Annotated in this window: 19 protein-coding genes; 15 read left to right on the forward strand and 4 right to left on the reverse strand. The window is 55.5% G+C overall.

Annotated features, from left to right (window positions below):
- Positions 1-55 precede the first annotated feature (55 nt).
- From M8370_RS17570 to lpxO, 7 genes are all read left to right on the forward strand, one after another.
- Positions 56-1576, forward strand: a complete 1521-nt coding sequence (locus M8370_RS17570) for a sugar ABC transporter ATP-binding protein (protein ID WP_038418478.1) — start codon at positions 56-58, stop codon at positions 1574-1576.
- Complete coding sequence (locus tag M8370_RS17575; RefSeq protein ID WP_250021506.1) at positions 1573-2568, forward strand: ABC transporter permease subunit; 996 nt, start codon at positions 1573-1575, stop codon at positions 2566-2568. Before M8370_RS17570 ends, M8370_RS17575 begins: the two co-directional genes overlap by 4 nt.
- A 28-nt stretch (positions 2569-2596) precedes the next feature.
- The gene (locus M8370_RS17580) at positions 2597-3538 is read left to right on the forward strand and encodes an ABC transporter substrate-binding protein (protein WP_013095094.1); all 942 of its coding nucleotides are present in this window, start codon (positions 2597-2599) and stop codon (positions 3536-3538) included.
- Between the two features lie 83 nt (positions 3539-3621).
- Entirely contained in the window at positions 3622-4308 is a 687-nt protein-coding gene (locus M8370_RS17585) for a D-lyxose/D-mannose isomerase (protein ID WP_250021507.1), read from the forward strand.
- A 10-nt stretch (positions 4309-4318) separates the two neighbouring features.
- Complete coding sequence (locus tag M8370_RS17590) at positions 4319-5179, forward strand: ketose 1,6-bisphosphate aldolase (RefSeq protein ID WP_058660664.1); 861 nt, start codon at positions 4319-4321, stop codon at positions 5177-5179.
- The gene (locus M8370_RS17595; protein WP_047351897.1) at positions 5179-6186 is read left to right on the forward strand and encodes a carbohydrate kinase family protein; all 1008 of its coding nucleotides are present in this window, start codon (positions 5179-5181) and stop codon (positions 6184-6186) included. The genes M8370_RS17590 and M8370_RS17595 overlap by 1 nt, the downstream gene beginning before the upstream one ends.
- A gap of 142 nt (positions 6187-6328) precedes the next feature.
- A complete protein-coding gene (gene lpxO / locus M8370_RS17600) occupies positions 6329-7237 on the forward strand; it encodes a lipid A hydroxylase LpxO (protein ID WP_040023656.1) in 909 nt (302 codons plus the stop codon).
- A 4-nt stretch (positions 7238-7241) separates the two neighbouring features.
- On the opposite strand, the gene M8370_RS17605 is transcribed toward lpxO, so the two are convergent.
- A complete protein-coding gene (locus M8370_RS17605; RefSeq protein WP_250021508.1) occupies positions 7242-7973 on the reverse strand; it encodes a response regulator in 732 nt (243 codons plus the stop codon).
- Between the two features lie 252 nt (positions 7974-8225).
- Between M8370_RS17605 and fdhF the strand changes: the two genes are divergently transcribed.
- The 4 genes from fdhF to M8370_RS17625 all read left to right on the forward strand — a co-directional run bounded on the left by fdhF (position 8226) and on the right by M8370_RS17625 (position 13089).
- Positions 8226-10373: a formate dehydrogenase subunit alpha gene (fdhF, locus tag M8370_RS17610; protein WP_077681898.1), complete on the forward strand. Its 2148-nt coding sequence runs from the start codon at positions 8226-8228 to the stop codon at positions 10371-10373.
- A gap of 297 nt (positions 10374-10670) precedes the next feature.
- Positions 10671-12040, forward strand: a protein-coding gene (locus tag M8370_RS17615; RefSeq protein WP_176608365.1) for an IS3-like element ISKpn8 family transposase whose coding sequence is annotated in 2 segments (ribosomal slippage) — positions 10671-11151 and positions 11151-12040 — 1371 coding nt in all. Because the reading frame shifts where the segments join, the coding sequence is not laid out codon by codon here.
- A gap of 100 nt (positions 12041-12140) precedes the next feature.
- Entirely contained in the window at positions 12141-12293 is a 153-nt protein-coding gene (locus tag M8370_RS17620) for a Hok/Gef family protein (RefSeq protein ID WP_013095084.1), read from the forward strand.
- A 121-nt stretch (positions 12294-12414) separates the two neighbouring features.
- On the forward strand, positions 12415-13089 hold the full coding sequence (locus M8370_RS17625) for a tetratricopeptide repeat protein (protein WP_038980834.1): 675 nt from the start codon (positions 12415-12417) through the stop codon (positions 13087-13089).
- A gap of 53 nt (positions 13090-13142) precedes the next feature.
- Here M8370_RS17625 and gltP read toward each other — a convergent pair whose 3' ends face one another.
- Positions 13143-14456, reverse strand: coding sequence for a glutamate/aspartate:proton symporter GltP (gene gltP, locus M8370_RS17630; protein ID WP_013095082.1), 1314 nt, complete (start codon positions 14454-14456; stop codon positions 13143-13145).
- Between the two features lie 423 nt (positions 14457-14879).
- Between gltP and acs the strand changes: the two genes are divergently transcribed.
- From acs to actP, 3 genes are all read left to right on the forward strand, one after another.
- On the forward strand, positions 14880-16838 hold the full coding sequence (gene acs, locus M8370_RS17635) for an acetate--CoA ligase (RefSeq protein WP_013095081.1): 1959 nt from the start codon (positions 14880-14882) through the stop codon (positions 16836-16838).
- 134 nt (positions 16839-16972) lie between these two features.
- On the forward strand, positions 16973-17287 hold the full coding sequence (locus M8370_RS17640) for a DUF485 domain-containing protein (protein WP_013095080.1): 315 nt from the start codon (positions 16973-16975) through the stop codon (positions 17285-17287).
- A complete protein-coding gene (actP, locus tag M8370_RS17645) occupies positions 17284-18933 on the forward strand; it encodes a cation/acetate symporter ActP (protein WP_013095079.1) in 1650 nt (549 codons plus the stop codon). The genes M8370_RS17640 and actP overlap by 4 nt, the downstream gene beginning before the upstream one ends.
- 31 nt (positions 18934-18964) lie before the next feature.
- Here actP and M8370_RS17650 read toward each other — a convergent pair whose 3' ends face one another.
- Positions 18965-19654: an LrgB family protein gene (locus M8370_RS17650; RefSeq protein WP_013095078.1), complete on the reverse strand. Its 690-nt coding sequence runs from the start codon at positions 19652-19654 to the stop codon at positions 18965-18967.
- The gene (locus tag M8370_RS17655) at positions 19647-20057 is read right to left on the reverse strand and encodes a CidA/LrgA family protein (protein WP_020686648.1); all 411 of its coding nucleotides are present in this window, start codon (positions 20055-20057) and stop codon (positions 19647-19649) included. Before M8370_RS17655 ends, M8370_RS17650 begins: the two co-directional genes overlap by 8 nt.
- 102 nt (positions 20058-20159) lie before the next feature.
- On the opposite strand from M8370_RS17655, the gene M8370_RS17660 reads away from it, so the two are divergent.
- Positions 20160-21047 carry a LysR family transcriptional regulator gene (locus M8370_RS17660; protein WP_013095076.1) on the forward strand — a complete coding sequence of 296 codons (888 nt, stop codon included), beginning with the start codon at positions 20160-20162 and terminating at the stop codon, positions 21045-21047.
- The last annotated feature ends 60 nt before the right edge of the window (positions 21048-21107 follow it).

Below are 21107 nucleotides of genomic sequence, written 5' to 3' on the forward strand. Positions count from 1 at the left end.
TGCATTTACGCACCTGTGATGAAGTGCAGATATCAACCTTCACAGGAGATCCGCCATGAGCAGAACCCCGGTACTGGAGATGCGCAGCATTGCCAAAACGTTTGGCAACTTCCACGCGCTCAAGGGTGTGGATTTGACGGTCTTTCCCGGTGAGATCCACGCGCTGATGGGTGAAAACGGCGCGGGAAAAAGCACGCTGATGAAGATCCTCGCGGGCGCCTACACCGCGACCAGCGGCGAGATCCTGATTGACGGTCAGCCGTATCACATTAAAGGCCCGAAGGATGCGCTGGCCGCAGGCATTACCCTGATCTATCAGGAGATGCAGCTCGCCCCCAACCTGACGGTTGCGGAAAACATCTTTCTTGGCAGCGAACTCTCGCGCGGCGGACTGGTGCAGCGTAAAGAGATGGCCGCCCAGGCTCAGGCGGTCATCGACCGTCTGGGTGCAAACTTCAACGCCACCGACCTGGTGATGAAGCTGACTATCGCTGAACAACAGCAGGTGGAAATCGCCCGCGCGCTGCACCGTAACAGCCGCATTCTGGTGATGGATGAACCCACTGCCGCCCTCTCCTCGCGTGAAACCCATCGTCTGTTTGAGCTGATCCTGCGCCTGCGGGATGAAGGGATGGCGATCATCTATATCAGCCACCGCATGGCGGAAGTGTACGAACTCTCTGACCGGGTCAGCGTCCTGCGTGACGGGCAATACGTCGGTAGCCTGACGCGCGACAAACTGAACGCGTCTGAGCTGGTGAAAATGATGGTGGGTCGCCCCTTAAGCGATCTGTTCAACAAAGAGCGCGATATCCCGCTCGGCAACCCGCGTCTTAACGTGCATCACCTCACCGACGGTAAAAAAGTCCAACCCTGCAGCCTGCAGGTGCGCTCAGGGGAAATCGTCGGCCTGGCGGGGCTGGTCGGTGCCGGTCGCTCCGAGCTGGCACAGCTCATCTTTGGCGTACGTAAAGCCACGGGCGGAATGATTGAAGTGGACGGCGAGCCGGTGGTGATCCACTCCCCGCGCGCGGCCATTGAAAACGGGATCGGTTTTCTTACCGAGAACCGCAAGGAGCAGGGGCTGTTCCTGGAGCTGGCGGCGCAGGAGAACATCACCATGGCGACGCTGGAGCGCGACGCCACCTTCGGCATGCTTAACCGCAAAAAAGCGCAGTCCATTTCTGACGATGCCATCGCCCTGCTGAATATCCGCGTGCCTCACGCACAGGTCCGCGCGGGCGGTCTGTCAGGCGGTAATCAGCAGAAATTGCTGATCTCCCGCTGGGTGGCGATTGGTCCGCGTATTCTGATCCTCGACGAACCGACGCGCGGTGTCGATGTCGGCGCAAAAAGCGAAATCTACCGCATCATGAACCAGATGGCGCGCAAGGGCGTGGCGATTTTGATGATCTCCAGCGAACTGCCGGAAGTGGTAGGCATGAGCGACCGCGTCTATGTCATGCGTGAAGGCAGCATCGCCGGGGAGCTCCACGGACACGACATCTCTCAGGAAAACATCATGACGCTGGCAACCGGCGTGAACGACTCACATCATCAGGCGGTGCAACTATGACAACTCCAACCCATCCGCAGCAGGTGGCAAAATCTGCCTCCGCCAAAAAAATGCTGATGAGCGATCTGATGCAAACGGTCGGCATTTTGCCCATTCTCATCCTAATCGTGGCGGTTTTTGGCTTTATCACCCCTAACTTCTTTACCGAAAGCAACCTGCTCAACATTACCCGCCAGGCGTCGATCAACATCGTGCTGGCGGCAGGGATGACCTTCATCATCCTGACCGGGGGGATTGACCTCTCCGTCGGGTCGATTCTGGGTACCACGGCGGTCGCCGCGATGGTGGTGTCGTTAATACCGGAATTCGCCGGGCTCTCTATTCCCGCCGCGCTGATGCTCGGCCTGGTGCTGGGGCTGTTCAACGGCGCGCTGGTGGCCTTTGCCGGACTGCCACCGTTTATTGTCACCCTCGGCACCTACACGGCACTGCGGGGTGCAGCGTACCTGCTGGCCGATGGCACGACGGTGATTAACTCGAACATCAATTTTGAGTGGATAGGCAATAACTATCTTGGCCCCGTGCCGTGGCTGGTGGTGATTGCCCTGGCGGTGATTGTGGTGTGCTGGTTTATCCTGCGTCGCACTACGCTTGGCGTTCACATCTATGCGGTAGGCGGCAACATGCAGGCGGCACGCTTAACGGGCATCAAAGTCTGGCTGGTGTTGCTGTTTGTGTATGGCATGAGCGGCCTGCTCTCCGGGTTAGGCGGTGTGATGAGCGCGTCGCGCCTCTACAGCGCCAACGGAAACCTGGGCATGGGTTACGAGCTGGATGCGATTGCGGCGGTGATCCTCGGCGGCACCAGCTTTGTTGGCGGGATCGGCACGATCACCGGCACGCTGGTGGGAGCGCTGATTATCGCCACCCTCAACAACGGCATGACGCTGATGGGCGTCTCCTACTTCTGGCAACTGGTGATCAAAGGGGCGGTGATCATCATTGCGGTGCTGATCGACAAATACCGTACCCGACACCATCAAAGTGCATAACAACAATACCCTACGTGAGGAAGAGAGCATGAGATTGAAGCCCTTAGTGACCGCGCTCTGTGCTGGCGCGCTGCTTGCCGCAACGCCGTTTGCGCAGGCGAAAGATCTGAAGTCCATCGGCGTAACGGTGGGTGACCTGGCCAACCCGTTCTTCGTGCAGATCACCAAAGGTGCCGAGCTGGAGGCGCGCAAGCTGGCGGGGGATAACGTCAAAGTGACGCTGGTCTCCAGCGGGTACGATCTGGGCCAGCAGGTGGCGCAGATCGACAACTTTATTGCCGCCAAAGTGGACATGATCATCCTCAACGCCGCAGATTCTAAAGGGATCGGCCCGGCGGTGAAACGCGCGAAAGAGGCCGGGATCGTGGTGGTCGCGGTTGACGTGGCGGCAGAAGGTGCAGACGCGACGATCACCTCCGATAACACCCAGGCGGGCGAAATGGCCTGTAAGTACATCACCGACCGCCTGAACGGCAAAGGCAATGTAGTGATCATCAACGGACCGCCGGTCTCTGCCGTCCAGAACCGTGTGGAAGGTTGCCAGACCGAGTTCAAAAAACACCCGGATATCAAAGTGCTCTCCGATAACCAGAACGCCAAGGGCAGCCGTGAAGGGGGTCTGGAAGTCATGACCTCGCTGCTGGCGGCCAATCCGAAGATCGATGGCGTCTTCGCGATTAACGATCCGACCGCGATCGGTGCCGATCTGGCGGCGAAACAAGCGCAACGCAACGAGTTCTTTATCGTTGGTGTGGACGGTAGCCCGGACGGCGAAGAAGCCCTGAAGCGGGAAAACTCCCTGTTTGTGGCGACGCCGGCACAAGATCCGCAGGTCATGGCGGCAAAAGCGGTTGAGATCGGCTATGACATTCTACAGGGCAAACCGGCACCGAAAGAGCCTGTGCTGATCCCGGTGACGATGATCGATAAAAAGAACGTCGGCACGTATAAGGGGTGGACGGTTAAGTAACAATTGCGCGGCCCGATGCCCTCACCCTAACCCTCTCCCACAGGGATAGGGGACTGGGCCGACAAAAAACACAAGGAGTCCCCATGAAACGCTCCGAAATCAACGAAATCCTCGGCCACACGCGGCAGTTTTTCTCCAGGCACGACGTGCATCTCCCCCCTTTTGCCAGCTTCCCACCCACAAAATGGCAACAGCTCGATCAGGCCGCCTGGCAGGAAGTGTTTGACCTTAAGCTCGGTTGGGACGTAACGGCCTTTGGCGGCAGCAGCTTTGCCGCGCAGGGGCTCACGCTGTTTACCCTGCGCAACGGCTCACCAAACGGCACGCCGTATGAAAAATGCTACGCCGAAAAAATCATGCACGTACGCGACGGTCAGCTCACGCCCATGCATTTTCACTGGCGCAAACGGGAGGACATCATCAACCGCGGCGGTGGAAATCTCATTATTGAGTTATGGAATGCCGGTGCACAGGCAGAGACCGAAAACACGGACGTCACCGTCACGATAGACGGTTGCCGGCAGACCCACGCACCCGGCAGCCAGCTGCGCCTTACACCAGGGGAGAGCATCTGCCTGACGCCCGGCCTGTACCACAGTTTCTGGGGTGAACGCGGTTTTGGCGACGTGCTGGTGGGCGAAGTGTCATCGGTCAATGACGATGAACACGACAACCATTTTTTGCAGCCCGTTGCCCGCTATAACAACATCGAAGAAGACGAACCGGCGGTGCTGGTACTGTGCAACGAGTACAACCTGTTTCGGATATAAGGGGTAAATGATGCCATTGATTTCTCTTGCCGACGGTCTTGCGCACGCCAGGCAATATCGCTACGCGCTGGGCGCGTTCAACGTTCTCGACACCCACTTCCTGCGCGCCCTGTTTGCCGCGGCGAAGCAGGAGCGCTCGCCTTTCATCATCAACATCGCCGAAGTGCATTTTAAATACGTGTCGCTGGAGTCGCTTGTCGAAGCGGTTAAGTACGAAGCCGCCCGCCACGCGATCCCCGTGGTACTCAACCTCGACCACGGCCTGCACTTTGACGCCGTGGTGCGCGCCCTGCGCTTAGGGTTCAGCTCCGTGATGTTCGATGGCTCGACACTGAGCTACGAGGAGAATATTCGTCAGACGCGTGAAGTGGTGAAGATGTGTCACGCGGTGGGCGTGTCGGTGGAGGCAGAGTTAGGTGCCGTCGGTGGCGATGAAGGCGGAGCGCTCTACGGCCATGCGGATGAAGCGTACTTTACCGACCCGCAGCTGGCACGGGAATTTGTCGATTCAACCGGCATTGACGCGCTGGCCGTCGCCATTGGCAACGCGCACGGCAAGTATAAAGGCGAGCCAAAGCTCGATTTCCCCCGTCTGGACGCCATTCGCCAGCAGACCGGTCTGCCACTGGTGCTGCACGGCGGCTCCGGGATCAGCGATGCTGATTTTCGTCGCGCCATTGAACTTGGTATTCATAAAATCAACTTCTATACCGGCATGTCCCAGGCCGCGCTTTCCGCCGTTGAGCAGCGTATGGCCAACCGCCAGCCGCTGTACGATGAGTTTGCCGAGCTGCTGCTGGGCATAGAAGAGGCGATTACCGATACGGTCGCCGAACAGATGCGCATCTTTGGCAGCGCGGGGCAGGCATAATGGAACGCAAAGGGATCATCGCCGCGGGCAATATGCTGGTGGATCACGTTCACCAGATCGTGCAATGGCCGGAACGCGGCTGGCTGGCAGAAATTACCCACAGCGAGCGTTCCACCGGCGGCGCGCCGCTTAACGTCCTGCTGACGCTGGCGAAAATGCACGTCGGCCTGCCGCTGCAGGCGGTGGGGCTGATTGGCGAAGACAGCGACGGGGACTACATTCTGGCAATGCTCGACCAGTATCACGTCAATCGGCAACGCGTACAGCGCACCACCTTTGCGCCAACCTCCATGTCGCAGGTGATGACCGACCCCAGCGGACAGCGCACCTTTTTCCACTCTCCCGGGGCCAACCGCCTGCTGGATCTCCCCGCGTTTGACCGTCTCGACGGCACAATGAAAATCTTCCACCTCGGCTACCTGCTGCTGCTCGACAGTCTGGATATGCCAGATGACGAATACGGCACCCGCAGCGCACGGCTGCTGGCGCAGATGCGCGAACAGGGGTATGAAACCTCGCTCGATCTGGTCTCCCGTAAGGGCGATCCGCGCTATCAGCCGCTGGTCCTCCCTGCCCTGCGTCATCTCGATTATCTGGTCATTAACGAACTGGAAGCCGGAGAATTTAGCGGCCTTGAGATGCGCGACGGCAACGACGCACCGCACGTTGCCCACATCGCTGAAGCCGCCGCGCAGCTGCTGGCGGCAGGCGTCCGGCAGCGGGTGGTGATCCACTGCCCGGAAGGTGCCTGGGGAGAAGCCGCAAACGAAGAAGGACGCTGGATCCCCTCATGGAGGCTGACTCAGGAGGAGATTATTGGCAGCGTCGGCGCGGGCGACGCCTTTTGTGCCGGTTTCTTATATGGCTGTCATGAATCGCTGCCGCTGGCAGAGAGTATTTACCTGGCGCATGCCTGCGCCCGGGCAAGCCTGCTGGCCGCGAATGCCATTGATGGAGCAAAAACGCTGGAGGAATTGACGCGCTTTATACAGGAGAGCAGCGCCTAAATTAACAAAAATTGCGATTTTTGATTACAGTTCTATGAATTTTGCATAGCCGAACTACACTCTCTGCGTCTGGCACATTCGGCGTGGGCAACATATTGCCCACACGCTTTTCCGAAATGAGAGATACAGAGGACAAGGAAAAATGTTCGCAGCAATTATCATCGCTATATTTATTATCAGTGTTATTTATGCGCATTCGCGCGGCAAAGAAAAACAGACGCTTTCCCGTCAACTTTTCGACCACTCCACCTTTATGGCGCCTATCAATATGTTTATGACGGCGTTCTCTTCGCTGCCCGCCAGACAGGCCTTTTTTGAAACCGAGCGCTTTCCGGAATTAAATAAACTGACGGAAAACTGGGAGGTCATTCGCGAAGAGGCGCTGCGTTTGCAGGATCATATTAAGGCGGCACAAAATCATAACGATGCCGGTTTTAACACCTTCTTTAAACGCGGCTGGAAACGGTTTTACCTCAAATGGTATGCCGATGCGCATCCCTCGGCTCAGACCCTGTGCCCCGTTACGACACAACTGGTGAGTGAGATCCCATCCGTGAAAGCGGCAATGTTTGCCGAACTCCCGGCGGGCGCGAAGCTCGGCAAGCATCGCGATCCTTACGCCGGCTCGGTTCGTTACCATTTAGGCCTGGTCACGCCAAATGACGATCGCTGCTTTATAGAGGTTGACCAGCAGCGCCACAGCTGGCGTGACGGTGAGGCTGTCATCTTTGATGAAACTTACGTGCACTGGGCGGAGAATAAATCGGATCACACGCGGATTATTCTCTTCTGCGATATCGAACGTCCGATGAAATGGCGCTGGGCGCAGGCGGTTAACCACTGGGTCGGGACAACGCTGATGTCAGCGGCCAGCTCCCCCAATGACGATAACGACCGCACCGGGGGAATCAACCGTATCTTCAAATATGTGCACGCCGGGCGAGAACGCGGTCAGCGTCTGAAGAAGCGTAATCGGAAGCTCTATTACGCACTGAAGTACCTGGTCATCACGGCGATTTTCGCCGCGCTTATTGTCGCTGCCATAACATAAGCACTTACGCCGCCCTATCGGGATGACAGACATCGGCGGCAAAGACGTAGCCCAGCCCGCGGATCGTTTTGATTAATGCGGGCTGGTGCGGATTGGCTTCGATTTTTCGGCGCAGGCGCATGATCAACACGTCGATGGTACGGTCAAACACATCGGCACTTTCGCTGTGGGTCAGCTCAAGCAACTGCTCGCGGCTCAGTACCCGGCGGGCATTCTGGGTAAGCGCCAGCAGCAGGCCGTATTCACCCTGGGTCAACGGTACGGGGTTACGCTGCGGATCGATCAGTTCGCAGCGGGTGGTATCCAGCGTCCAGCCATTAAAAGCAATGCCCGCCACTCGTGGCGCGGGCGTGTCAGCCGCCAGCGCTCCGGTACGCCTGAGCACGGCTTTAACCCGGGCGACCACCACACGCGGATTAAACGGTTTGCCAATGTAATCGTCGGCCCCCATCTCCAGCCCTACCACCACGTCAGACTCACTGCCCAGCCCGGTAAGCATCACTACCGGCAGATCCGGGCGTTGCTTTTGCAACTGCAGCAGGACCTGCAGGCCGTTGATATCCGGCAGCATCATGTCCAGCAGGACCAGGGCAATTCCCGGTTCCTGATTAACCCGGTTCAGTGCGTCCTGTCCGTTATGGCAGACGAGCACCGTAAAGACGTGCTCGCTGAGCACATCCTGCAGCAGCTCGCACACTGCCGTATCGTCATCAACCACCAGAATCGCCGGTTTCATCGCATGCTTCCGTCAGGGGATTATGTTAAGTCTGAACTATTCTGCCGTCGGCTCCAGCCAAATGGATTTTTACGTGACGGAATTACAACCCATGTCACATCCGCTGCCTTTTCGACACGTCAATTTTGACGATTGCCTGCTTTTCGTCAGGGTTTTGCCAGGAAAACACCCGTAAAGTCGAGTGATACCCACACTAAAAACATGGCATAAAAGCTGCATTATGGCTGCGAAATGATTAACTGGAGCAGACTGATGAAAAAAGTCGTCACGGTTTGCCCTTATTGTGCCTCAGGTTGCAAGATCCACCTGGTGGTCGATAACGGCAAAATCGTCCGGGCGGAGGCCGCACAGGGGAAAACCAACCAGGGCACGCTGTGCCTGAAAGGGTACTACGGCTGGGATTTTATTAACGATACCCAAATTCTCACCCCGCGCCTGAAAACCCCCATGATCCGCCGTGAACGCGGTGGCAAGCTGGAAGCCGTCTCGTGGAACGAGGCGCTGGACTACGTCGCCACCCGCCTGAGCGCCATTAAAGCTAAATATGGCCCGGATGCGATCCAGACCACCGGGTCATCGCGCGGGACGGGTAACGAAACCAACTATGTAATGCAAAAATTCGCGCGCGCCGTTATTGGAACCAATAACGTAGACTGCTGCGCTCGCGTCTGACACGGCCCATCGGTTGCAGGTCTGCACCAGTCGGTCGGAAACGGCGCAATGAGTAATGCAATTAACGAGATAGACAACACCGATCTCGTCTTTATCTTCGGCTATAACCCGGCGGATTCTCACCCGATTGTCGCGAACCACGTTATTCGCGCCAAACAGAACGGGGCGAAAATCATCGTCTGCGATCCGCGCAAAATCGAAACGGCTCGTATTGCAGATATGCACATCGCGTTGAAAAACGGCTCGAACATCGCGCTGTTGAACGCCATGGGGCACGTCATTATTGAGGAGAACCTCTACGACCAGGCGTTTGTCGCCACTCGTACGGAAGGTTTTGAAGAGTATCGGAAAATTGTCGAAGGCTATACGCCAGAATCTGTCGAAGCGATCACCGGCGTCAGCGCGCAGGAGATCCGTCAGGCAGCAAGGATGTACGCCGGAGCGAAAACCGCCGCCATTCTGTGGGGCATGGGCGTGACCCAATTCTATCAGGGCGTGGAAACCGTGCGTTCCCTGACCAGCCTCGCCATGCTGACCGGCAACCTTGGCAAGGCACACGTCGGGGTGAACCCGGTACGCGGTCAGAACAACGTGCAGGGTGCCTGCGATATGGGTGCGCTGCCGGACACCTATCCGGGCTATCAGTACGTGAAGTTCCCGGAAAACCGCGCGAAGTTTGCCAAAGCGTGGGGCGTGGAAAGTTTGCCGGAGCACACCGGGTATCGCATCAGCGAGCTGCCGCACCGGGCGGCACATGGTGAAGTGCGGGCGGCTTACATCATGGGCGAAGATCCTCTCCAGACCGACGCCGAGCTCTCTGCGGTGCGTAAAGGGTTTGAGGATCTGGAGCTGGTGATTGTTCAGGACATCTTTATGACCAAAACCGCAGCAGCGGCGGATGTGATTTTACCGTCAACGTCCTGGGGCGAGCATGAAGGGGTTTACACGGCGGCAGACCGTGGCTTCCAGCGCTTCTTTAAAGCGGTGGAGCCGAAGTGGGATCTGAAAACCGACTGGCAAATCATCAGCGAAATTGCCACCCGCATGGGTTATCCGATGCACTACAACAACACTCAGGAGATCTGGGACGAGTTGCGGCATCTGTGTCCGGACTTCTACGGTGCAACCTATGAAAAAATGGGTGAACTGGGGTATATCCAGTGGCCGTGCCGGGATGAGTCTGAGGCCGACCAGGGCACGTCGTATCTCTTTAAAGAGAAATTCGACACCCCAAATGGGCTGGCACAGTTCTTCACCTGCGACTGGGTTGCCCCCATTGATAAACTCACTGATGAGTATCCAATGGTGCTTTCCACCGTGCGTGAAGTGGGCCACTACTCCTGCCGTTCGATGACCGGCAACTGCGCGGCGCTGGCAGCGCTGGCGGATGAGCCAGGTTATGCACAGATCAACACCGCCGACGCTGAACGTCTTGGCATTGAAGACGAAGCGCTGGTATGGGTGAACTCGCGTAAAGGCAGGATCATTACCCGTGCGCAGGTCAGCGATCGTCCCAACAAAGGGGCGGTGTACATGACCTATCAGTGGTGGATTGGCGCCTGTAACGAACTGGTGACGGAGAACTTAAGCCCGATAACCAAAACGCCGGAGTATAAGTACTGCGCCGTACGCGTGGAGCCGATTGCGGATCAGCACGCTGCGGAACAGTATGTGATCGACGAATATAACAAGCTGAAAGCCCGGTTGCGCGAAAGTGCGATGGGATAATGATGTTATTTAATCGATGAATAAAGGGAGTGAAACATTCACTCCCTTTTTATTTCCGCTTAACTCATTAAAAATATCAATTATTAATCTGGAAAACTGCTCGCAGAAATAATGTAAATTGCACGAAAAAGAATTACATCTTTGCATTTTGATTCAGATGGATAAGATGTGCGGCGGGTGCTTAAGACTTTCTGTCTTGAGCATTGTTGAGGGACAGAAAGTGGAAAGCCCCGGGAAATATTCATTTACCTGTACTGCACCCATTTTGTTGGACGATGAAATGGAATAGTCCCTGATATGTCAAAGCCAAAATACCCCTTCGAAAAGCGCCTTGAAGTCGTGAATCACTACTTCACAACTGATGATGGTTACAGGATCATCTCTGCCCGTTTTGGTGTACCCCGAACCCAGGTCAGGACATGGGTTGCCCTCTATGAAAAACATGGAGAAAAAGGTTTAATTCCCAAACCTAAAGGCGTTAGTGCTGATCCAGAGTTGCGCATTAAGGTCGTGAAAGCCGTGACCGAGCAGCAGATGTCCCTCAATCAGGCTGCTGCTCACTTTATGCTTGCTGGTAGTGGTTCTGTAGCCAAGTGGCTGAAAGTCTATGAGGAGCACGGAGAAGCTGGTTTACGCGCACTCAAGATCGGCACCAAAAGAAACATTACAATGTCAGTTGATCCAGAAAAAGCGGCGTTAGCATTGGAGCTGTCGAAAGACCGACGTATTGAGGATCTTGAAAGACAAGTTCGATTCCTTGAAATGCGGCTTACGTATCTAAAAAAGCTGAAAGCCTTAGCTCATCCCGCGAAAAAGTGAAAGTACTCAATGAGCTAAGGCAGTTTTACCCTCTTGATGAGCTTCTCAGGGCAGCGGAGATACCGCGCAGTACGTTTTATTACCATCTAAAGGCTCTCAGCAAGCCTGATAAGTATGCGGATGTTAAAAAGCGTATTGGTGAGATTTATCACGAGAATAAAGGTCGATACGGATACCGTAGGGTAACGTTGTCTCTCCATCGAGACGGGGAACGGATTAATCATAAAGCTGTTCAACGCCTGATGGGAACCCTCTCGCTTAAGGCAGCGATTAAGGTCAAGCGATACAGCTCCTACAGAGGAGAGGTAGGGCAAACCGCCCCTAATGTTCTCCAAAGGGATTTCAAGGCTACACGGCCAAACGAGAAGTGGGTTACCGATGTTACTGAATTTGCAGTCAATGGGCGCAAGCTGTATTTGTCTCCAGTAATAGATCTCTTCAACAACGAAGTTATTTCTTACAGCCTATCGGAAAGACCGGTGATGAACATGGTCGAGAATATGCTCGAGCAGGCATTCAAAAAGCTTAAGCCTCACGAGCATCCTATTCTGCACTCTGACCAGGGATGGCAGTATCGTATGAGAAGGTATCAAAACATCCTTAAAGAACAAGGCATTACACAGAGCATGTCTAGGAAAGGCAATTGTCTGGATAATGCAGTCGTGGAATGTTTCTTTGGAACCTTAAAGTCGGAGTGTTTTTATCTTGACGAGTTCAGTAATATAAGCGAACTGAAGGATGCTGTTACGGAATATATTGAATACTACAACAGCAGAAGAATTAGCCTGAAATTAAAAGGTCTGAGTCCAATTGAATATCGAACCCAGACCTATGTGCCTCGTGTTTAACTGTCCAACTTTTTGGGGTCAGTACAACCTGAGGCTACCCCTCAACAACCTACAGGTTGAGAGTAGCCTCTTATTCTTTTTTTGACAAGGAGTAAAAGGCATGACGCCATTAAAAACTGCGTTAGGCATTGTCTTTATTATCTGCCTGACGATAGTGATCTTTACCTTTATTACTCGCGGAAAGTTATGCGAACTGACAATAAAGAGTGAACATCAGGAGGTGGCGGCGAAATTAGCCTGCGTTGCAGGCTAACCTCTGCGGGCGGAATGACAGTTCCGCCCGGCTTGCAGGATGCTGAGGTCTTAACGCACCCGTTTTTTTATTCTATGGCCGCGATTATACTGCGCGGCGTGTACCCAGATGATAAGAATCCATGAAACCATTTTTACTGTTGTTATTAATTTTTACGTCGTTCGTCCATGCCGATGAGATTGGCAGCCAGTACAAAGCGCAGGCGGAGGCGGGCGATGCACGCGCTCAGTATTATCTCGCCGACACCTGGTTCAGCTCCGGCGACAGCAAGCAGGCGGCGATGTGGGCAGAGAAAGCGGCAAAAGGGGGCGACATCGATGCCATGGCCCTGTTGTCTCAGATCCACTTTACTCAGGGCGATTACGCTCAGGCTAAAGCGCTGGCAGAGCAGGCCACGATTGCGGGCAGCAAGCGTGGCGCCATTATGCTGGCACGCGTTCTGGTGAATACCCAGGGTGGCAAAACAGACTACCCGCAGGCCATCAAACTGCTGCAGACGGCCACCGAAGATATCGACAACGACTCTGCGGTAGATGCGCAAATGCTGCTGGGTCTGATTTATGCCAACGGTGTAGAAGTGGCCCAGGACGATGCTCTGGCGGCATCGTGGTTTAAGCGCAGCTCATCTTTGTCACGCACTGGCTATGCCGAATACTGGGCAGGGATGCTGTTCCAGCAGGGCGAGAAAGGCTTTATCACGCCCAATAAACAGAAGGCGCTCTACTGGTTGAACCTGAGCTGTACGGAAGGGTTTGATACGGGATGTGAAGAGTTTGATGCGTTGAGCGGGGAGTAGAATCCCCTCACCCTAACCCTCTCCCCACAGGGGAGAGGGAAGAATACGTTATGTTACTGGTCAGCCGTCTTATCAAAACGACCCAGCACCTCGCGTTCATACGCCAGCGCTTTTTTACGGTCGAACTTGTGTTCCCACTTGGCGATAACCAGCACCGCCAGCGCGTTTCCAACCACATTCAGCGCCGTACGCGCCATATCGAGGATACGGTCAACACCGGCGATAAACGCCAGGCCTTCCAGCGGAATACCGACACTGCCAAGCGTCGCCAGCAGCACCACGAAGGAGACTCCCGGCACGCCCGCGATCCCTTTTGAGGTCACCATCAGCGTCAGCACCAGCACAATTTCCTGCCACAGCGACAGATCAATGCCGTACAGCTGGGCAATAAAGATGGCTGCGATGCTCTGGTACAGCGTCGAGCCGTCCAGGTTAAAGGAGTAGCCGGTTGGCACCACGAAGCTGGTGATAGAAGCCGGGGCACCATAGGCCTCCATCTTCTCAATAATACGCGGCAGCACGCTTTCAGAACTGGCCGTGGAGTACGCCAGAATCAGCTCATCTTTCAGAATGCGGATCAGGATCCAGATGCTCAGCCCACACAGGCGCGCCACAATGCCCAGTACCACCAGCGCGAAGAAGAGGATGGCGAAATGCACCAGAATTACCAGCTTCGCCAGCGGCCACAGGGAGGCAAAACCGAAGTTCGCCACGGTTACCGCGATAAGCGCAAACACCCCAACCGGCGCGTAACGCATCACCATGTGGGTCACTTTAAACATGGTTTCAGAGATGGAGCGGAACACGGTGACCAGCGGTTCACGGTGCGTGGCAGGCAGAGAGGAAAGACCCAGACCAAAAAGCACCGAGAAGAAGATGATTGGCAGCATCTCGCCCTTCGCCATCGATGCCACAATGTTAGTCGGCACCAGCGACAGGATGGTACCCATCAGGCCGTGTGCATGGCTCTGCACTTCAGCGGTCGTACTTTGGTATTTCGAAATATCCACCGTCGCGAGTTGCGACATATCGATCCCGGAACCTGGCTGGAAGACATTCGCCAGGGTAATGCCAAGGATGATGGCAATCGTCGTGATCACTTCGAAATAGAGAATGGTTTTTGCACCGATGCGGCCCAGCTGTTTTGCATCACCGACTCCGGCAATACCGACCACCAGCGTCGAGATGACGATAGGCACCACGATCATTTTGATCAAATGAATAAAGATATCGCCCGCCGGGGAGAGCAAGTTCGCAATCAGCCACTCGCGGCTGTCGCTGTGATAATGGAGATAGCTACCCAGCAGGATACCCAGCACAAGGGCCAGCAGGATTTGCCAGGCCAGGCTGACTTTAACGTTTTTCATAGAAACTGACTTCCTCAATGAAGCGCCCTATTCATGCAGACTGCATGAATATGGAGACATACTGAAAGGGTATGAATTGTGTTGCGTTGGTTTATGGGATTTTTTAACGCGGCGTATGAGTATCATCTGCGCGGTGTGTTGCGCAAGCCTTAAAGAACAACGCATTTCACTACGAAAAGCCGTTATGACGCGAGTTTACGATAATTCTTATAAATAACCATTTGTTATAAAAACGATTTTTTATGCGCAAATGTGAATAATCCGCCCGGTAAATTATATTTCTTCAAAGTTTCATTCGCTCATTTTTCATACGCTTCCAACAATGCGTGATCTGCCGCCCAAATAATAAACAAAGCTTGTAAAGCCCCTACTATTAACGTTTTTGCGACATATTATTAACATCTTACAAGGAGAAAAAAAGCCATGAGCCAAATACACAAACACGACATTCCCGCTAACATTGCGGACCGTTGCCTGATCAACCCCGAGCAGTACCACGAGAAGTATCAGCAATCTGTCTCTGATCCTGACGCTTTCTGGGGCGAGCAGGGCCATATTCTTGACTGGATCAAACCTTACCAGAAGGTGAAGAACACCTCCTTTGCGCCGGGTAACGTTTCTATTAAATGGTATGAAGACGGCACGCTAAACCTTGCGGCGAACTGCCTCGATCGCCACCTTGCCGAACGCGGTAACGAAACGGCCATTATCTGGGAAGGCGACGACGCCTCTCAGAGCAAACATATCTCTTATAAAGAGCTGCACCGCGACGTGTGCCGCTTCGCTAACGTGCTGCTGGACCAGGGCATTAAAAAAGGCGATGTGGTCGCCATCTATATGCCGATGGTGCCGGAAGCGGCGGTGGCGATGCTGGCCTGCGCACGCATCGGCGCGATCCATTCCGTTATCTTTGGCGGGTTCTCGCCGGAAGCGGTTGCCGGGCGTATTGTCGACTCGAGTTCGAAACTGGTGATCACCGCCGATGAAGGTGTGCGCGCCGGGCGCGGTATTCCTCTGAAGAAAAATGTCGACGAAGCGCTGAAAAACCCGAACGTCAAAACCGTCAGCAACGTCATCGTCCTTAAGCGTACCGGTGGCAAGATCGACTGGAATGAAGGGCGTGACCTGTGGTGGAGCGACCTGATTGAAAAAGCAAGCGACCAGCATCAACCGCAAGAGATGAACGCGGAAGATCCGCTGTTTATCCTCTATACCTCCGGCTCCACCGGCAAACCGAAAGGCGTACTGCATACCACCGGTGGCTATCTGGTCTATGCGGCCACCACCTTTAAATACGTTTTCGACTACCATCCGGGCGATATCTACTGGTGCACTGCCGACGTGGGCTGGGTCACCGGTCACAGCTATCTGCTGTACGGCCCGCTGGCCTGCGGTGCAACAACGCTGATGTTTGAAGGTGTACCAAACTGGCCAACCCCGGCGCGGATGTGCCAGGTGGTCGATAAGCACCAGGTCAACATTCTGTACACCGCGCCAACGGCGATCCGTGCGCTGATGGCGGAAGGGGATAAAGCGATAGAAGGCACTGACCGCTCTTCCCTGCGCATCCTCGGCTCCGTCGGCGAGCCTATCAACCCGGAAGCCTGGGAGTGGTACTGGAAGAAGATCGGCAACGAAAAATGCCCGGTAATGGACACCTGGTGGCAGACCGAAACCGGTGGGTTCATGATCACCCCAATGCCAGGTGCGACCCGCTTAAAAGCCGGTTCAGCGACCCAACCGTTCTTCGGCGTCCAGCCTGCGCTGGTGGATAACGAAGGCAATCCGCTGGATGGTGCCACCGAAGGCAACCTGGTGATCGTCGATTCCTGGCCGGGCCAGGCACGTACGCTCTTTGGCGACCACGAACGCTTCGAGCAGACCTACTTCTCAACCTTTAAAAACATGTACTTCAGCGGTGACGGCGCGCGTCGCGACGAGGATGGCTATTACTGGATCACCGGGCGCGTGGACGATGTGCTGAACGTCTCCGGCCACCGTCTGGGCACCGCGGAGATTGAATCCGCGCTGGTATCGCATCCGAAGATTGCCGAAGCCGCCGTTGTGGGGATCCCGCACAACATTAAAGGCCAGGCGATTTACGCCTACGTGACGCTGAACCACGGTGAAGAGCCATCGCCAGAACTGTATGCCGACGTGCGCAACTGGGTCCGCAAAGAGATTGGCCCGCTTGCCACGCCGGATGTACTGCACTGGACTGACTCACTGCCGAAAACTCGTTCCGGCAAAATTATGCGCCGAATCTTGCGCAAAATCGCGGCAGGGGACACCAGCAACCTTGGTGATACCTCAACGCTCGCCGATCCGGGCGTGGTGGAAAAACTGCTCGAAGAGAAGCAGTCCATCGCAATGCCTTCGTAATCTTTTCTCCCTCTCCCTGTGGGAGAGGGCCGGGGTGAGGGCATCAGACCGCACCTTCCTCCCCTCACCCTAACCCTCTCCCCATAGGGGAGAGGGGATAAAACAAACCAACCTTACTTCTGGAGATTTCTGTGATGAATAACGATATTTGTCAGCAGATAGAGAATAGTGCGCACTACAGGGAGCTCGTTGATAAACGGCAACGGTTTGCCTTCTTACTTTCCATCATCATGCTGATTATCTACGTCGGCTTTATTCTGCTTATCGCGTTTGCCCCACACTGGCTGGGTACGCCGCTGCATGAGGGCACCAGCGTCACACGGGGCATTCCGATTGGCATTGGCGTGATTGTGATTTCGTTTGTGCTGACCGGCGTCTACGTCTGGCGCGCGAACGGCGAATTCGATCGTCTTAATAAAGCGGTACTGCGTGAGGTAAAAGCATCATGAAGAGAGTCCTGACGGCGCTTGCCGCCACACTTCCCTTTGCGGCACACGCCGCAGATGCCATTACCGGCGAGGTTCAGCGCCAGCCAACCAACTGGCAGGCGATTATCATGTTCCTGATTTTCGTGGTGCTGACGCTGTATATCACCTGGTGGGCGTCGAAACGCGTCCGTTCCCGTAATGATTACTACACTGCGGGCGGTAATATTACCGGTTTCCAGAACGGGCTGGCGATTGCGGGCGACTTTATGTCTGCCGCGTCTTTCCTTGGGATCTCCGCGCTGGTGTACACCTCCGGCTACGATGGTCTGATCTACTCTCTCGGCTTCCTGGTGGGCTGGCCGATCATTCTGTTCCTGATCGCCGAACGCTTGCGCAACCTGGGGCGTTTCACCTTTGCTGACGTGGCTTCGTATCGCCTGAAGCAGGGTCCGATTCGTATTCTCTCCGCCTGCGGTTCGCTGGTGGTGGTGGCGCTGTATCTGATCGCCCAGATGGTTGGCGCAGGCAAACTGATCGAACTTCTGTTCGGCCTGAACTACCACGTCGCGGTGGTGCTGGTGGGTGTGCTGATGGTGATGTACGTCCTGTTTGGCGGCATGCTGGCAACCACCTGGGTGCAAATTATCAAAGCGGTTCTGTTGCTGTTCGGTGCGAGCTTCATGGCCTTTATGGTGATGAAACACGTCGGCTTTAGCTTCAACAACCTGTTTACCGAAGCAATGGCTGTCCACCCGAAAGGGGAAGCGATCATGAGCCCGGGCGGGCTGGTGAAAGACCCGATATCCGCGCTTTCACTCGGTCTGGGTCTGATGTTTGGTACCGCAGGCTTGCCACATATCCTGATGCGTTTCTTCACCGTGAGCGATGCCCGCGAAGCGCGCAAGAGCGTCTTCTACGCCACCGGGTTTATGGGTTACTTCTACATACTGACCTTTATCATCGGTTTTGGCGCCATCATGCTGGTGGGAGCGAACCCGGCATTTAAAGACGCGGCGGGAGCGCTGATTGGCGGGAATAACATGGCGGCAGTGCATCTGGCGGATGCGGTAGGCGGCAATCTGTTCCTCGGCTTTATCTCAGCCGTGGCCTTTGCCACCATCCTTGCCGTGGTGGCCGGGCTTACGCTTGCCGGAGCATCTGCGGTGTCGCATGACCTGTACGCGAACGTGTTCCGCAAAGGCGCAACCGAGCGTGAAGAGCTCAAAGTCTCCAAAATCACCGTACTGATTCTGGGTGTGGTGGCGATCCTGCTGGGGATCCTCTTCGAGAAGCAGAACATTGCCTTCATGGTGGGGCTGGCCTTCTCAATTGCGGCGAGCTGTAACTTCCCTATCATCCTGCTCTCCATGTACTGGTCTAAACTGACGACCCGTGGCGCAATGGTAGGCGGCTGGCTGGGGCTGCTGACCGCGGTGATCCTGATGATCCTCGGCCCGACGATTTGGGTGCAGATCCTCGGTCACGAAAAGGCGCTCTTCCCGTATGAGTACCCGGCGCTGTTCTCAATCGCCGTGGCGTTTATCGGTATCTGGATCTTCTCTGCAACCGACAACTCGCCGGAGGGGAACCTGGAGCGTGAGAAATTCCGCGCCCAGTTTATCCGCTCGCAAACCGGCCTGGGCGTGGAACAAGGCCGCGCACACTGAGTCTTGATCCCCGGCCTTCGGGCCGGGGAGTTCAGAACATCACCCATGCCACCAGCGGCGCAATCAGCACCATCAACACGCCGGAGAGCATCATCACCAGGCTTGCTACAACCCCCTCCTGCTGACCCAACTCATAAGAGCGTGCCGTTCCCGCGCCGTGTGACGCCGCGCCAAATCCCGCCCCTTTTGCCAACCCTTCACGGATAGAAAGCCGCAGAAACAGCATATCGCCTACCGCCATACCGAAGACACCGGTGACAACCACGAACAGCGCCACCAGATCCGGCTGTCCGCCGAGCGGTTTAGCGGCTGCCAGCGCAAATGGCGTCGTTACCGAGCGCACGGCCAGGCTACGCTGAATTTCATCGGGCAGCGTAAACAGCCGCGCCAGCCAGACGGAGCTACAGACCGCCACCACCGTGGCGGTAATCACCCCCGCGCTGAGCGACATCCAGTGACGTTTAATGATATTCAGGTTGTCGTACACCGGCACCGCAAAGGCGATGGTGGCCGGCCCCAGTAGCCACAGCAACCAGTGGGATTCACCAATGTAGTTTTGCCAGGAGATATGGCCAAAAACCAGCATCAGCACCAGCAGGATCGGCGTGAAGACCAGCGGCATCAGCGGCAGCGCGTGAAAGCGACGATACAGGCGCTTGTTGGCAAAGTAGATAACCAGCGTGGCAATCAGGCACAGCACGCTTATCTGGAAGTTAGTCATGTTTTTGCCTGCGGATCTCGAAGCGATAAACCTTGTCCACCACCCAGGCGGTGGCGCCCAGCACCATCAGCGTGCTCAGGGCGATGACCGCGAAGATCCGCCAGCCGTCCACCATCAGCAGTTGCGCATAGTTCACCACTGCCACCACGGCAGGAACAAAGAACAGCAACATCTCTGCCAGCAGCCAGCGCGCGCCGGCACGCACCCAACTAAGGGGGATAACGCGGCAGAGAATGAGCGTCAGCATCAACACCATCCCCACCAGGTTGGCAGGCAGCGGCAGATGCAGCCAGCCGACAAGATATTCCGCAAAAACAAACAGTCCCGCGTAGAGCAGTACCTGAACCGGTACCTGGAGTCGTTGCACAACGGCAGGCGTAACACGGCTTAACGCCACGGCCATGGGGGTTTTCCTCAAAAATGAGACGAGGCGCCAGTATAGTGAGCGCACGGTATGGACTGAAATGAATTAAAATCATCGAAGGTATAGTTTCGAGGAATAATCATGGACATAAGAACGCTGCGCTATTTTGTCGAAGTGGTTCGCCAGCAGAGTTTTACCCGCGCAGCGGAGAAGTTATTTGTTACCCAGCCCACCATCAGCAAAATGCTGAAAAACCTCGAAGATGAACTCAACTGTACCCTGCTGATCCGCGACGGACGCAAGCTGTTGCTTACCGATACCGGGCGTGTGGTGTTTGAACGTGGTCTGGCGATCCTGGCCGAGTTTCGTCAGCTGGAAGCAGAGCTAGACGATATTAACCACCTGACCAAAGGGGTGCTGCGCCTTGGTATTCCGCCGATGGTCGGGATGATGATGGCCGGGCCGATTAGCCTGTTTCGCCAGCGTTACCCCGGCGTTGAACTCAAAATTTCGGAGTTTGGTGGATTAACCGTCCAGCAGGCCGTAACCAACGGCGAGCTGGACGTCGCCATGACAGCCCTCCCCGTTGAGGAAGAGAGCGGTCTGGCGACGCTTCCGCTCTTTAGCCATCCGCTGTGCGTGCTGGTTCCCCGCTCCGGCGACTGGCTGAAGCGAGATTCAGTGAAACCTGAACTGCTCGGTGAATACCCTCTGCTGATCTACAACGAAGATTTCGCCCTCAGCCGCCAGCTGATGACGCTGTTTAATCAACATAGCGTGAAGCCGCGCATTGCGGTGCGCAGCGGCCAGTGGGATTTCCTGGCAGCGATGGTGCAGGCAGGCGTGGGGATTGCCATTCTGCCGCAGCCGATTTGCGAGCGTCTGGATAAAAACACGCTGCGCTGGATCCCACTCGAAAGCGATTTGCACTGGCAGCTGGGGATGATCTGGCGAGAAGGGATATATTTGTCGCACAGCGCCCAGGCGTGGCTGCAATGTTGTGAGGGATTTTGGGTGCCCTCACCCTAACCCTCTCCCACAGGGTTGAGGGATCCCCAGTAATTTTTTACCGAAAGCGATGAATGTTGC

The sequence above is a fragment of the Enterobacter cloacae complex sp. OE43NF genome (assembly GCF_023544405.1).
In the GTDB taxonomy this organism is placed as follows: Bacteria; Pseudomonadota; Gammaproteobacteria; order Enterobacterales; family Enterobacteriaceae; genus Enterobacter; species Enterobacter cloacae.

Bases quoted from the DNA above. Each gene is read 5' to 3' on its own strand.
- M8370_RS17580 (WP_013095094.1), top strand. From the start codon at position 2,597: ATGAGATTGAAGCCCTTAGTGACCGCGCTCTGTGCTGGCGCGCTGCTT.
- M8370_RS17655 (WP_020686648.1), bottom strand. From the start codon at position 20,057: ATGGCCGTGGCGTTAAGCCGTGTTACGCCTGCCGTTGTGCAACGACTC.
- lpxO (WP_040023656.1), top strand. From the start codon at position 6,329: ATGTTCGCAGCAATTATCATCGCTATATTTATTATCAGTGTTATTTAT.
- acs (WP_013095081.1), top strand. From the start codon at position 14,880: ATGAGCCAAATACACAAACACGACATTCCCGCTAACATTGCGGACCGT.
- M8370_RS17640 (WP_013095080.1), top strand. From the start codon at position 16,973: ATGAATAACGATATTTGTCAGCAGATAGAGAATAGTGCGCACTACAGG.
- M8370_RS17595 (WP_047351897.1), top strand. From the start codon at position 5,179: ATGGAACGCAAAGGGATCATCGCCGCGGGCAATATGCTGGTGGATCAC.
- gltP (WP_013095082.1), bottom strand. From the start codon at position 14,456: ATGAAAAACGTTAAAGTCAGCCTGGCCTGGCAAATCCTGCTGGCCCTT.
- M8370_RS17620 (WP_013095084.1), top strand. From the start codon at position 12,141: ATGACGCCATTAAAAACTGCGTTAGGCATTGTCTTTATTATCTGCCTG.
- M8370_RS17650 (WP_013095078.1), bottom strand. From the start codon at position 19,654: ATGACTAACTTCCAGATAAGCGTGCTGTGCCTGATTGCCACGCTGGTT.
- actP (WP_013095079.1), top strand. From the start codon at position 17,284: ATGAAGAGAGTCCTGACGGCGCTTGCCGCCACACTTCCCTTTGCGGCA.
- M8370_RS17570 (WP_038418478.1), top strand. From the start codon at position 56: ATGAGCAGAACCCCGGTACTGGAGATGCGCAGCATTGCCAAAACGTTT.
- M8370_RS17660 (WP_013095076.1), top strand. From the start codon at position 20,160: ATGGACATAAGAACGCTGCGCTATTTTGTCGAAGTGGTTCGCCAGCAG.
- M8370_RS17575 (WP_250021506.1), top strand. From the start codon at position 1,573: ATGACAACTCCAACCCATCCGCAGCAGGTGGCAAAATCTGCCTCCGCC.
- M8370_RS17590 (WP_058660664.1), top strand. From the start codon at position 4,319: ATGCCATTGATTTCTCTTGCCGACGGTCTTGCGCACGCCAGGCAATAT.
- M8370_RS17625 (WP_038980834.1), top strand. From the start codon at position 12,415: ATGAAACCATTTTTACTGTTGTTATTAATTTTTACGTCGTTCGTCCAT.
- M8370_RS17605 (WP_250021508.1), bottom strand. From the start codon at position 7,973: ATGAAACCGGCGATTCTGGTGGTTGATGACGATACGGCAGTGTGCGAG.
- M8370_RS17585 (WP_250021507.1), top strand. From the start codon at position 3,622: ATGAAACGCTCCGAAATCAACGAAATCCTCGGCCACACGCGGCAGTTT.